A 13,086-nucleotide genomic window follows, 5' to 3' on the forward strand; every position below is an offset into this window, starting at 1 on the left:
CTCCGGGACGGGGCCTGAGCCCGTGCGCCAGCTCTTCGCGCCGGGCGCCGACGCTCTCCTGCGCCTCGCCCTCCTCGCCGGTGCGGCCTGCCTCGCGGCGCTGCCGGTGGTGGGGGCGGGCCTGGTGCGCTCCTCCTACGTCACGGGCGTCGGGGTGGCGCCGGCCCAGCCGGTGCCGTTCAGCCACAAGCACCATGCGGGCGAGCTGAAGATCGACTGCCGCTACTGCCACACCACGGTCGAGACCCAGGCCACCGCCGGCATCCCGCCGACCCATACCTGCATGACCTGCCACAGCCAGATCTGGTCCGGCTCCGAGATGCTGGAACCGGTGCGGGCGAGCTACGCCAAGGACCAGCCCCTGGTCTGGACCCGCCTGAACAAGCTGCCGGGCTACGTCTACTACAACCATGCGGTCCACGTGACCAACGGCATCGGCTGCTCGACCTGCCACGGCAGCGTCACCGACATGCAGCTCACCTACCGGGCCAACGCCTTCGAGATGAGCTTCTGCCTCGACTGCCACCGCAACCCCGAGAAATACGTGCGGCCGAAGGACCAGATCCTCAACATGTCCTGGAGCCCGCCGGCGAACCAGGCCACGCTCGGGCCGGAACTGGTGCGCCAGTACCACATCCGCGGCGGCGAGCGGCTGACCGAATGCGGGATCTGCCACCGATGAGCGGGGACATCGCTCACCTTCGCGCCCGCCTCGCCGGCGGCGACGGCCCGGCCTTCTGGCGCAGCCTCGACGCGGTGGCGGATTCGCCCGAGTTCCGGGCCTTCCTCGACACGGAGTATCCGGCCGCCGCCCGCCTCGCCGCGTCGCCGGACCGGCGCGGCTTCCTCAAGCTGATGGCCGCCTCCTTCGCGATGAGCGGGCTCGCCGCCTGCGGCCAGCCGGACGGGCGAACGCAGGAGGTGCCTTACGTCCGCCAGCCCGAGCGGATCGTGCCGGGGGCGCCGCTCGCCTACGCCTCGGCGGCGTTGATCGACGGGTTCGCCAACGGCATCACCGTCACCACCCGCAACGGCCGGCCGCTCAAGATCGAGGGCAATGCCGAGCATCCCTGGAGCCGCGGCGGCACCGACGTTTTCGCGCAAGGATCGGTGCTCGGTCTCTACGATCCGTTCCGGCTCCAGACGCCGCAGCATCTCGGCCGGCCGAGTTCCTGGCAGGCGTTTCGCGCCGCGATGACCGGGCGCTTCGCGGCGCTGAGGGCGAGCGACGGCGGGCGCGGCCTTCACCTCCTCACCGGTCCGGTGACCTCGCCCTCGCTCGCAGCCCAGATCGCCGCGATGCGCCGGGACTTCCCAGGCCTGCGCTGGCACGTCTCGGCGCCGGTCGGGCGCGACGCGCTCTACGAGGGCACCCGCCTCGCCCATGGCCGTGCGCTCGAGACCCGCTGGCGCTTCGATCAGGCGCGGGTCGTCGTCTCGCTCGACGGCGACGCGCTCGATCCCGGGCCCGGCCAGATCGGCCAGGCGCGGGACTGGATCGAGGCCCGCCGCAGGGCCGCGGCGGAGGGGCGCCTCCTCGCCCTGCACCATGCCGGCCCGAGCCCGAACCTCACCTCGGCCAAGGCCGACGCTCCCCTCGCCATCGGCTCGGACGGCCTGGACAGGCTCGTGCGGGATCTCCTCGCCGAGGCCGGGGGCGGCACGGCGGAGGATCGCAGCGGCCCGGCCGCCGCGTGGCGCCAAAAGGCCTTCGCGGCGCTGAACGCGGCACGCGGCAGCGGCCTCGTCCTCGCGGGCGCCCAGGCCGGGCCGGAGCTGCAGGCGCAGGTCCACCGCCTCAACGCGGCCCTCGGCAATACCGGCCGCACGGTGTTCCACACCGCGCCGGTGCCGGTCCTCGAGCCTGAGCCCCTGTCGGCCCTCACGGAGGCGATGCGCCGGGGCGAGGCGCAGGTCCTGGTGATGCTCGACGTCAACCCGGTCTACGACGCGCCCGGCGACCTCGGCTTCCTCGACGCCCTCGCCCGCGTGCCGCTCAAGATCCATGCCGGGCTCTACCAGGACGAGACCGCCTTCCACTGCGACTGGAACCTGCCGCTGGCCCACCCACTGGAGGCCTGGGGCGACGCCCGCTCCCTCGACGGGACGGTGACGCTGATCCAGCCGACGATCCGCCCGCTCTATGACGGCCGCTCGGTGCCGGAGATCCTGTCGGTCATCACCGATTCGGAGGCGAAGGACGGCGCCGCCCTCCTCGACGCCCATTGGCGCCGGCCCGGCGAGGACGACGCCGCGTGGACGACCCGGCGCGAGGCGTTCCTGCAGGCGGGCTTCCTCGCGGACACCGCCCTCCCGCCGGAGACCGTCGGCTCGACCCTGCCGGCCGCCGCGGCCCCGGCCCGCCCCGCGCCCTCGCCGGCCGGCCCGGCCCGGCGGGTCGAGGTGCTGTTCCGGCCCGACGCGACGGTCTGGGGCGGGAGCCTGGCGAACCTCGCCTGGCTTCAGGAGCTCCCGAAGCCGCTGACCAAGGTGGTGTGGGGCAACGTGATCGCGGTGAGCCCGGCCCTCGCCGAGCGCGAGGAGCTGCGCCAGGGCGACGTCGTCACCCTCGAAGCCGAGGGGCGGCGGATCGAGGGGCCGGTCTGGATCCAGCCGGGCCAGGCCGACGATGCCGTCACGGTCTCCCTCGGCTACGGCCGCCGGATTCCCGAGCAACTCGCTGACGGGCTCGGCTACGACGCCTCTCCCTTGCGCGCCAGCGCCACGCCCTGGCGCCTCGCCGAGGCGATGCTGGCGAAGACCGGCCGCCGGGCGCCGCCCGTCACGACCCAGAATCACGGCACCATGGAGGGGCACGATCTCGTGCGGGTGCAGGCGGTGGGAAGCACCGCGCCGGTCGCCTCCCGCGAGGCGCTGCCCTCGCTCTATCCCCCGGCCCCGACCTCGCCCGGCGGGCGCTACGCCGATGAGCGTGCCTGGGGCATGGTGATCGACCTCGATGCCTGCATCGGCTGCAACGCCTGCGTCACCGCCTGCCAATCCGAGAACAACATCCCGGTCGTCGGCAAGGAGGAGGTGGCGCTCGGGCGCTGGCTGCACTGGCTCCGGATCGACCGCTACTACGAGGGCGAACTCGACGACCCGAAGACCCACTTCATGCCGGTGCCCTGCATGCATTGCGAGCAGGCACCCTGCGAGGTCGGCTGCCCGGTGGAGGCGACCGTCCACGACCGCGAGGGCCTGAACCTCATGGTCTACAACCGCTGCGTCGGCACGAGGGCCTGCTCCAGCTACTGCCCGTACAAGGTCCGGCGCTTCAACTACCTCGACTATTCCGGCGACATGGCGCCGGTGCAGCAGCAGCAGCGCAACCCGGAGGTCACGGTCCGGGCCCGCGGCGTGATGGAGAAATGCACCTACTGCGTCCAGCGCATCGCAGCAGGGCGGATCGATTCGACGAAGGGCGACCACGCCCCGATCCCCGACGGCGCGGTCGAAACCGCCTGCCAGGGCGCCTGCCCGACCCGGGCCATCACCTTCGGGGATCTGCGCGACTCCGGCAGCCGGGTCGCGGCGGCCACCGCCGATCCGCGCAATTACGGGCTGCTCGCCGAGCTGAACACCAGGCCCCGCACCACCTACCTCGCCCGGCTGGTCGAGGACGCCGCCGTCAAGGATTCCTCCGTGAAGCCTGGGAGCGCCCCGTGAGCGGCACCGTCACGCCCCTGCCGGCACGGGCCGGCCTTCTGGGCGCCCGCGAGGACTTCGCCTCGATCGGCCGCGCCGTTACCGGCGCCTCGGCCCATACCCGCTCGCGGGCGTGGTGGATCGCCTTCGCGGCGGCGTGCGGGCTCCTCGGCGTCTTCGCCGTCACCCTGGCCTGGCTGCTCCTCAACGGCGTCGGCATCTGGCACAACAACAACCCGGTCGTCTGGGCGCTCGACATCGTCGCCTACGACTGGTGGATCGGCATCGCCTGCGGAGCGCTCCTCACCTCCGCCTCCTTACGTCTCACTGGCGCCGCCTGGCGCTCCGGCATCGACCGCATCGCCGAGACCACCGCGATCCTGGCCGCGGCGGCGGCCGCCCTCTACCCGATCATCCATCTCGGGCGCCCCTGGGTGTTCTACTGGACCCTGCCCTACCCCAACACCCTGGCGCTGTGGCCGCAATTCCGCTCGCCGCTGGTCTGGGACGCGGTCGACATCATCAGCTTCCTCGGGGTCTGCCTCGGCCTGTGGTATGTCGGGCTGCTGCCCGATCTCGCCTCGTTGCGCGACCGCGCCTTCGAGGCGGTCCTGACGGAAGCGGAGGAGCGCGGCCGCAGCCGGCGGCTGACGCTCCTGAAGGCGCAGGTCTACGGCATCCTGGCGCTCGGCTGGCGCGGGGCGTCGACCCACTGGGAGCGCTGGCTGCTCGCCACCCGCACCCTCTCGGCGCTCGCCCTCGTCCTCGTCGTCTCGCTCCAGACCGGGGCCTCGGTGATGCTCGCCGGCACCGTCCTGCCGGGCTGGCACGACACGCTCCTGCCGGTGACCTTCCTCGCCGCGTCGCTGCTCTCGGGCGTCGGGGTCACCGCGGCGCTCACGGTCCTGGTGCGCCGGGCGCTCGGCCTCGAGGCGCTGATCACCGAGCGGCACATCGCCCTGATGGCCCGCCTGATGCTGGCCTTGGGTCTCGCCTCGGCCTATTGCTACGCCACCGAGATCTTTTCCAGCCTCCTGCACGGCGATGCCTACGACCGGGCGGTGCTGGTGCGCCGCCTCTCCGGGTCGCATGCCTGGGCGTTCTGGATCATCGTGGTCTTCGCCCTGCTGCCGGTGCAGCTCTTCTGGTTCGCCCCCTTCCGCCGCTCCGGCCTCGTCGTGGCTCTGGTCGGCGTGGCGGCGGCCATCGGCAGCTTCGGCGACCATTTCATGCTGTTGATCGTGACCTTGAGCCACGATTTCCTGCCCTCCTCGGCGCATCCCTACAGCATGGGCGCCTGGGGCCTCGCGACGCTCGCAGGCAGCATCGGCCTCTTCCTCGCCCTGCTGCTCCTGGGGCTTCGCACCCTGCCGATGGTCTCGATCACCGAGACCCGGCGCTTCGCCGAGAGACACCCGGACGGGCGGCCGAGCGGCGAGCGGGCGCCGACCCTCGCCGAGACCGCGGAGGCGCGGCTCTGGGGCATCAGCGCCGAGTTCGACGATGCCGGCGCCCTGGCCGCCGCGGTGAAGGCCATGAAGGAGCGCGATCTCGGCGCCCGGATCGAGACCTACGGCCCGGTGCCGATGCGCCGGGCCGCCGATATCCTCGGGCGCCCGGCCGGGATCCTGCAGTTCCTCGCCCTCGGGGCGGCCCTTGCCGGCGGCACCGCCTTCATGGCGATGTGCCTCTACGCCACCGGCTTCGACTACGTGTTCGATGTCGGCGGGCGGCCGCTTTTCTCCTGGCAGGCCTTCCTGGTGCCGAGCATGTCGTTCGGCACGCTCTGCGGCGGGCTGACGACGGTGCTGGCGCTGCTTTTCCAGAACCGCCTGCCGCGGCTCAACCACCCGGCCTTCGCGATTCCGGGCTTCACCAAAGCCAGCGAGGACCGCTTCTTCCTCGCCCTGGAGGCGGCGGGGCCCCGCTTCGACCCGGCCCGGATCGAGCAGGCCCTGGCGCGGCTGCCCGACGGCCGGCCCCTGATGGTCCGGAGGGTACCGCTGTGAGGCGCCTCGCTCTCCGGATTCCCTTGGCGCTCGTGCTTCCCTTGGCCCTCGCCGCCTGCGACCAGGCCAACATGGTGAGCCAGCCCAAATCCAAGACCTGGGACAGCAACCCGTTCTTCCCGCAGGGACAGACGATGCGCCTGCCGGCCCCCGGCACCGTGGCGCGCAAGAGCCCCGATCGGCCGGTGCCGCAGCCGGCCTCCGCGAGCCACGCCCTGCTGGCGCGGGGGCAGGAGCGCTACGACGTGTTCTGCACACCCTGCCACGGCGGCGCCGGCCACGGCGACGGGCTGATCGTGCAGCGCGGCTACCCGCGTCCGCCCGCCTTCGACGAGGCCCGCCTGCGCGCCGCACCCGCGCAACACCTCTACGACGTCATCAGCAACGGCAAAGGCAACATGCTGCCTTACGCCGCGCAGGTGCCGCCGGCCGACCGCTGGGCCATCGTCGCTTACATCCGCGCACTCCAGTTGAGCCAGGGCGCGACGCTGGCGAGCCTGCCGGCGGAGGATCGGGACGCCGTCGCGGCCGTTTCACGCCGGCCCACCCCGGGGGACACGCGATGAGCCGCCGCCCGATCTCCCTCGCCCTCGGCGTGGCGGCGCTCGCGGTCTGCGCGCTGGCCGGCGCCTCCGGCAGTCCGGTGATGCCGTCCTACCTCGCCGCCTGGCTGGTCCTGGTGGCGCTGCCGGTCGGCGCCCTGCCGCTGCTGATGGGGCTCGAACTGGCCGGATTCGCCGCGGGACCCATGGCCGCTTCCTTGCGCCGCCTGCTCGGCCTGCTGCCGATCGCCGGCCTCCTGCTGCTGCCGGTGCTGCTCAGCCTCGGCGGCCTCTATCCCTGGGACCGCGGCGCTCCCCCGCGCACGCCGTTCGCGGCCGTGTGGTTCACCCCGGTCTTCTTCATCCTGCGCAGCCTCGCCTATCTCGCAATCTGGCTCTGGTTCGCCAGCACCTTCCGGCGCCCGGCCGCCGAGCCCGGCAGCCCGGCGGCGACGCAGAGGCGGAGCCGAGCCGTCCTCGGCCTGATCCTCTACGCGATCACCGGGACGCTGGCGGCGGAGGATTGGGTCCAATCGGCCGATCCCGGCCTCGCCTCCACGGCCTTCGGCCTCCTGATGATGACGATCCAGGCCGGCCTCGCCCTCTCGGCGGCGGCCCTGATCGCGGCGCGCGATTCCTCCGGCCGGCCGGGCCGTGACCAGCGCACCGCCGCCGCCTTCGCCGACCCGATCCTGGTGCTGCTGGCGATCTGGGGCTTCGTCCACGCGGCGCAGTACCTCACCGTGTGGTCGGCGAACCTCCCCGAGGAGGCGCGCTGGTATCTCGCCCGCGACGGGGCGCTCGGCCGCCTCGGTCTCTGGGCCGGGATCGGCGTGATGGTGCTCGCGACCCTCGTCCTGGTGCCGCGCCGCAATGCCGGCCGGCCGGCGCTGCTGGCCGGCATCGCCCTGCTGATCCTGCTGCTCCACGGGGCCGAGATGTTCTGGCTGGTCACGCCGGGCTTCCGCGGCGCCTTCCGCTTCACCTGGGCCGACGCCCTCGCGCTGATCGGGGTCGTGGGCGTCGCCGGCGGCCTCTACGGCCCGGTCGATCGCCGCCTGCGAGGGGGCGCGTCGTGAGCGACGGCATCACCAGGCCCGGCCCCCTCGCCCTGCTCTCCGCCATCGCGGCGGCGGGTCTCCTGCGCCTCTCCGGGCTCACACCCGCCGTCCCCGCCGAGCCCGATCACGGCCCGCACAACCCGGAGGGCTTCGAGGAGGAGGACGTCGATGTCCGCCGCACCGCCTTCGTGGTGGCGGGGCTGGCCGCCTCCGTCGCCGCCGCGATCACGGCGGTGGGGCTGATGATGCACCTGTTCGGCGCCTGGCACGTGGGCGATACCCCGCCGCTGACGCCGCAGCAGACGGCGACGGTGCAGCCGCCGCCGCCCAACCTCCAGGGGGCTCCTTACGAGGACCTCGCCCGCCAGGAGGCGCGCGACCGGGCCGCGCTCACCACCTACGCTCCCCTGCCCGACGGCCGCGCCCGCATCCCGGTCGAGCGCGCGATGCGCCTGATCGCCGGCCACTCCCTCGATCCTGTCCCGCCCCCCGGCGGAGCCCCCGTGCGATGAACCCCACCGACCTCGCGCTCCAGCTCTGGCCGCCGGCCGCCTCCAGCACCGCGGTCGAGACCGACTGGCTGATCCTCGCCTTCACGGTCCTGACCCTGCTGCTGACGGTGCCGGTCTTCGTCGCCATCACGTGGTTCGCGATCCGCTATCGCCAGGGCGAGGAGGCCGACCGCAGCCACGGCAACACCCGCAGCGTGCTCATCGAGATCAGCTGGATGCTGATTCCGTTTCTGCTCACCCTGATCTTCTTCGTCTGGGGCGCCCGGCTGTTCTTCATCTCGAAGCAGGTGCCCGGCGACGCCATGGTGGTCGAGGCGATCGGCCGGCAATGGATGTGGAAGTTCCAGCATCCCACCGGCCAATCCGAGATCAACGACCTGCACCTGCCGATCGGCCAGCCGATCAAGATCCGGATGATCAGCCAGGACGTGATCCACAACCTCTACCTGCCGGCCCTGCGAATGCAGATGGCGACGCTGCCGGACCGCTACACCGAGATGTGGTTCAAGGCCGACCGCACCGGCAGCTATCGGCTCTACTGCTCGGAATATTGCGGCACCGACCACTCGAAGATGGACGGAACCCTGACCCTGATGACCCAGGCCGATTACGCCGCCTGGCTGGAGAAGGCCGGCGCGCAGCAGGGCGGCCAGGCCGGGGCGGGACGCGCGGTCTACGAATCCTACGGCTGCGGCACCTGCCACGATCCCGGCGCCACGGTGCGGGCGCCCTCGCTCGCCGGCCTCTACGGGCGCGAGGTCAAGCTCGCCGACGGACGCACGGTCACGGCCGACGAGACCTACCTGCGCGACAAGATCCTCAACCCGAACCGGCAGAAGCTCGCCGCCGACTACAAGCAGGTCATGCCGGCCTTCCGCAACGTGATCCCGACCGACGACCTCGACCGTCTCGTCGCCTACCTGAAGAGCGGACGCGCGACGGCGCAGCAGGAAGCCTCCCCATGACGAGCGGCACCATCACCGACGGGCCGGTCCTGCGCGACCCCCACACCCCGGATTCCCGCCTCGGCCACGGGGCCGATTACCTGCACGCCGAGCACACCCTGCGCTCGTGGTTCTTCACCACCGACCACAAGCGCATCGCGCTTCTGTATCTGGCCAGCATCACGGCCTTCTTCGTCATCGGGGCGGTGACGGCGGGGCTGGTGCGGCTGGCGCTGGTGGTGCCGGACGGGCAGGTCTTCACCAACGACACCTACAACAAGCTGTTCACGATCCACGGGGTCGTGATGGTTTGGTTCTTCCTGATCCCGAGCATTCCCGCCACCTTCGGCAACTTCCTGATCCCGCTGATGATCGGCGCGCGGGACCTCGCCTTTCCGAAGCTGAACCTGGCCTCCTGGTACGTGTTCATGACCGGGGCGCTCTTCACGCTGGCGAGCGTGGTCCTGGGCGGCGTCGATACCGGCTGGACCTTCTATACGCCCCTCTCCACCGCCTTCTCGAATACCTGGGTGGTGCCGGCGCTGATCGGCGTGACGATCGTCGGCTTCTCGTCGATCCTGACCGGCCTCAACTTCGTGGTGACGATCCACACGATGCGGGCGCCGGGCATGACCTGGTTCCGGCTGCCGATCTTCGTCTGGACCCACTACGCCACCAGCCTGATCTTCCTCCTCGCCACCCCGGTCATCACCGTGGCGCTGATCCTGCTCATCGCCGAGCGGGCCTTCCATATCGGGGTGTTCGATCCGGCCTACGGCGGCGATCCGGTGCTATTCCAGCACCTGTTCTGGTTCTACTCGCACCCGGCGGTCTACATCATGGTCCTGCCGGGCATGGGAGTGATCTCCGAGATCGTCCCGGCCTTCGCGCAGAAGAAGCTCTTCGGCTACAAGTTCGTCGCCTACGCGGCGATCGGGCTCGCCTCGGTGACCTTCTTCGTCTGGGGCCACCACATGTTCGTGAACGGGCAGAGCGATTTCGCCAGCGTGGCGTTCTCGGTGCTCAGCTTCGCGGTGGCGGTGCCCTCCGCCGTCAAGGTCTATAACTGGACCGCGACGATCCATAAAGGCTCGCTCAAGCTCGACACGCCGATGCTCTACGCCATGGGCTATATCGGGCTGTTCGTGCTCGGCGGCCTCACCGGGCTCTACCTCGCCACGCTCGCCATCAACCAGCACGTCCACGCCACCTACTTCGTCGTGGCGCATTTCCACTACATCATGGTCGGCGGCACGGTGCTGGCCTTCCTCGGCGGCCTGCATTTCTGGTGGCCGAAGATCACTGGAAGAATGTACATCGAGGCCTGGGGCCGGATCTCCGCCTTCCTGATCTTCATCGGCTTCAACGTCACCTTCTTCCCGCAATTCATCCTCGGCTATCTCGGGATGCCGCGGCGCTACCATGTCTATCCGCCGGAATTCCAGTTCCTCAACATCCTGTCCTCGGCGGGCTCGACCATCCTGGCGGTCGGCTACATCTTCCCGATGGTCTACCTCGTCTACTCGATCTGGCTCGGGAAGCGGGCGCCGGCGAACCCCTGGGACGCCCGCGGACTCGAATGGACCGTGGCCTCGCCGCCGCCGGCCCACAACTTCGTCACCGAGCCGCAGGCGCCGAAGATCCCCTACGACTACCCGATTCAGGCCCGCGAGACCGGGAGGCAGCACTCGTGAGCGCGGGAGCGACCGACGGGGCCGTGGGCGTCAAGCTCGTCTCGCACTTCGCCACGGTGGAGCAGCAGAAGCGCGCCGCGGTGCTCGGGATGTGGGCCTGGCTGCTGACCGAGCTCCTGCTCTTCGCCGGGCTCTTCCTCACGGCGCTCATCCTGCGCCTGCTCCATCCGGAGGCGATCCAGGAGGCCGCGCGCCACCTCAAGTTCTGGATCGGCGCGGTCAACACCGTGGTGCTGATCGGCTCGAGCCTGACCATGTCGGGGGCGATCCAGCTCTCACGCCTCGGCTGGCAGCGCGGCATGGTGCGGTTCATGCTCGCCACCGCCGCGCTCGGCACGCTGTTCCTGTTGCTCAAGGGCTACGAGTACTACGCCGACTACCAGGAACACATGATGCCGTTCCTGTCCGACCGGCCCTACGAGCTGAAGGACTCGCCGCCCTCGCGGCTGTTCGTGAACCTGTACTACGTCGCGACCTCGCTCCACGGCCTGCACCTTCTCACCGGCATCACCATCCTCCTGGTGATGACCTGGCAGGCGGGCCGGCCGGGCTTCCTGAGCCGCCACCAGAATCGGATCGAGATCTTCGGCCTCTACTGGCACTTCATCGACCTGATCTGGATCCTGGCCTTCCCGACCCTCTACGTGCTCAACCGGTAGGAGACCGCCTTGTTCGGCACCAGCGACGAGCGCCGCATCCTCTGGCAGCACATGCGCGAGCCGGTCCTGACGGCCTTCGCGCTGCTGGTGATGCTCGGGATCAACGTGGCCCTGGGCGCCACCCTCCCCTTCCCGCATGTCTGGGTCGTCGAATTGCTGGTCGCGGCCGTGATGGTGGCGACGATCCTGCTGTTCTCGATGGAGGTCCGCCACGAGCCGCCGCTGGTCAAGCTGTTTGCCGGCATCGGCTTCTTCTGGGTCGGGATCCTGTTCACGATGACGCTGGTGGATTACCTGTCGCGGGCGTAGAGAGTCATGCCGGACTGAATATCCCCGCGCTGAGCGACCCATCATGGCCCTGTCGACTTGGTCGCCGCTCCGTTAAGCGAACGCCGTCCCTTGATGCCAAGCCGGCAATATGACATACAATGTCATATTGCGAAGGCTGCTCTGCTCTTCTCCGAGAAGTGCGTCTACGAGGATGGGACGATCCTCCAGGCTAAGCTTTGGGTGCTACCCGGCTCGAGACAGGTTCCGGGATCGGCCCATAGCCTGAAGTACTCGCTTTATTACGGTCGACCGGGACAAAGGATCGTTGCATACGATAATGAGTCCGGGAAGGGTGATCACATCCGCCATGGGAACGTCGAGACGCCCTATCGATTCGTCTCCGTCGAGCAGCTGATGGCAGATTTTCTCGCGGAAGTCCGCGCTCTTCGCGGAGGAACGTTATGACGGACAATCTGAAGATCGAGATCGGTGGTTCGGCCGAAGATATGGGGCGCCGCTTCATCGACGCCTGGCACAAGGCCGAGCGAGGAGAGATCCTGCCTCCCGCTCTCGGCATCACCTTCGAGAACTGGGAAGCGTTCGTGGCGACGCTCTCGCCCGCCCGAATTGCGCTGCTCAAGCGCCTCGCTGCGGATGGACCGGCGCCATCCATCGCTGCGCTCGCCGATGCGCTCGAACGTCCCTACCGCCGCGTCCATGACGATGTAACCGCCCTCCACGCTGCCGGCCTCGTGGAGCGGAGCGGCAGGGCGATTGCGCTCGCTGTCTCCAGGATCTCGGCCCATCTCGACTTGAACGCGGCTTGAGCCTGTCGCAGAGGCACGGCTCTCCTCGGCATCGGGGAGCAGCCGTTCACTCCCCGCTCACCGCTGAGGCCCTATAATCGTCGCCATGTGCGAATTGCTCGGCATGAGCGCCAACGTCCCGACCGACATCCGATTCAGCTTCGCCGGCCTGGCGCGCCGCGGGGGCGAGACCGGGCCGCATCAGGACGGCTGGGGCATCTCGTTCTACGAAGGCCGCGGCTGCCGCAGCTTCCACGACCCGGAGCCGAGCGCCCGCTCGGAAATCGCCCGGCTGCTGCGGCAGTACCCGATCAAGAGCCGGATCGTGATCGCCCATGTGCGCCGGGCCAATCGCGGCCGGGTGGCCTTGGAGAACACGCATCCCTTCAGCCGCGAATTGTGGGGCCGCACCTTCACCTTCGCGCATAACGGCCAGCTCAAGGGCGTGAAGCGGCTGAAGCTCGGCCGCTTTAAGCCCGTCGGCACCACCGACAGCGAGCACGCCTTCTGCTGGATGCTGGGCCGGCTGGAGGAACGGTGGGGCACGCTCCCGAAGCCCACGCGCCTCGATGGGGCGGTGCGGGAGCTCTGCGCCGAACTGCACGGGCTCGGGGTGTTCAACATGCTGCTGTCGGACAGCCGCACGCTCTACGCCCATTGTGGCAAGCGCCTGTGCACCCTGACCCGCCGGGCACCGTTCGGCACCGCGACGCTGATCGACGAGGATTGGCGGGTGGATTTCGCGCAGGAGACCACGCCCGACGACATCGTGACCGTGGTGGCGACCCGGCCGCTGACCCGTGACGAGAGCTGGACCGACCTCGCCCCCGGCGAGGTGCTGGCCTTCCGCCTCGGCGTGCCGGACGGGGACGAGACCGGAGCCGGAGCCGGAGGCTGACACCCCGGAGGCCGTGTCACGGCGCCCTATCGGTTCCGGCTCG

13 protein-coding genes are annotated in these 13,086 nt (G+C 70.2%); all 13 read left to right on the forward strand.

Annotated elements, in window-relative coordinates:
• Window positions 1-22 precede the first annotated feature (22 nt).
• Window positions 23-682: a cytochrome c3 family protein gene (locus tag MFF64_RS02670; RefSeq protein ID WP_099905031.1), complete on the forward strand. Its 660-nt coding sequence runs from the start codon at window positions 23-25 to the stop codon at window positions 680-682.
• A complete protein-coding gene (locus MFF64_RS02675) occupies window positions 679-3,669 on the forward strand; it encodes a TAT-variant-translocated molybdopterin oxidoreductase (protein ID WP_238189457.1) in 2,991 nt (996 codons plus the stop codon). The genes MFF64_RS02670 and MFF64_RS02675 overlap by 4 nt, the downstream gene beginning before the upstream one ends.
• Complete coding sequence (locus tag MFF64_RS02680; protein ID WP_238189459.1) at window positions 3,666-5,657, forward strand: quinol:electron acceptor oxidoreductase subunit ActD; 1,992 nt, start codon at window positions 3,666-3,668, stop codon at window positions 5,655-5,657. The genes MFF64_RS02675 and MFF64_RS02680 overlap by 4 nt, the downstream gene beginning before the upstream one ends.
• A complete protein-coding gene (locus tag MFF64_RS02685; protein ID WP_238189461.1) occupies window positions 5,654-6,223 on the forward strand; it encodes a c-type cytochrome in 570 nt (189 codons plus the stop codon). Before MFF64_RS02680 ends, MFF64_RS02685 begins: the two co-directional genes overlap by 4 nt.
• Window positions 6,220-7,278 (forward strand): hypothetical protein, encoded by a 1,059-nt coding sequence (locus tag MFF64_RS02690; RefSeq protein ID WP_099903773.1) that lies wholly within the window; start codon window positions 6,220-6,222, stop codon window positions 7,276-7,278. Before MFF64_RS02685 ends, MFF64_RS02690 begins: the two co-directional genes overlap by 4 nt.
• Entirely contained in the window at window positions 7,275-7,772 is a 498-nt protein-coding gene (locus MFF64_RS02695) for a hypothetical protein (RefSeq protein WP_238189463.1), read from the forward strand. Before MFF64_RS02690 ends, MFF64_RS02695 begins: the two co-directional genes overlap by 4 nt.
• Window positions 7,769-8,737: a cytochrome c oxidase subunit II gene (gene coxB / locus MFF64_RS02700; RefSeq protein WP_099903285.1), complete on the forward strand. Its 969-nt coding sequence runs from the start codon at window positions 7,769-7,771 to the stop codon at window positions 8,735-8,737. Before MFF64_RS02695 ends, coxB begins: the two co-directional genes overlap by 4 nt.
• On the forward strand, window positions 8,734-10,410 hold the full coding sequence (locus MFF64_RS02705) for a cytochrome c oxidase subunit I (RefSeq protein ID WP_099903288.1): 1,677 nt from the start codon (window positions 8,734-8,736) through the stop codon (window positions 10,408-10,410). The genes coxB and MFF64_RS02705 overlap by 4 nt, the downstream gene beginning before the upstream one ends.
• Window positions 10,407-11,069 (forward strand): cytochrome c oxidase subunit 3, encoded by a 663-nt coding sequence (locus MFF64_RS02710; RefSeq protein ID WP_238189466.1) that lies wholly within the window; start codon window positions 10,407-10,409, stop codon window positions 11,067-11,069. The genes MFF64_RS02705 and MFF64_RS02710 overlap by 4 nt, the downstream gene beginning before the upstream one ends.
• Window positions 11,070-11,078: 9 nt before the next feature.
• Window positions 11,079-11,378: a cytochrome C oxidase subunit IV family protein gene (locus tag MFF64_RS02715; RefSeq protein ID WP_238189468.1), complete on the forward strand. Its 300-nt coding sequence runs from the start codon at window positions 11,079-11,081 to the stop codon at window positions 11,376-11,378.
• Between the two features lie 93 nt (window positions 11,379-11,471).
• Entirely contained in the window at window positions 11,472-11,804 is a 333-nt protein-coding gene (locus MFF64_RS02720) for a toxin-antitoxin system TumE family protein (protein ID WP_238189470.1), read from the forward strand.
• Window positions 11,801-12,166, forward strand: a complete 366-nt coding sequence (locus MFF64_RS02725; protein ID WP_099899298.1) for an HVO_A0114 family putative DNA-binding protein — start codon at window positions 11,801-11,803, stop codon at window positions 12,164-12,166. Before MFF64_RS02720 ends, MFF64_RS02725 begins: the two co-directional genes overlap by 4 nt.
• 85 nt (window positions 12,167-12,251) lie before the next feature.
• Window positions 12,252-13,043, forward strand: a complete 792-nt coding sequence (locus MFF64_RS02730) for a class II glutamine amidotransferase (protein ID WP_099899296.1) — start codon at window positions 12,252-12,254, stop codon at window positions 13,041-13,043.
• Window positions 13,044-13,086: the final 43 nt, after the last annotated feature.

The organism is Methylobacterium frigidaeris, assembly GCF_022179185.1.
In the GTDB taxonomy this organism is placed as follows: Bacteria; Pseudomonadota; Alphaproteobacteria; order Rhizobiales; family Beijerinckiaceae; genus Methylobacterium; species Methylobacterium frigidaeris.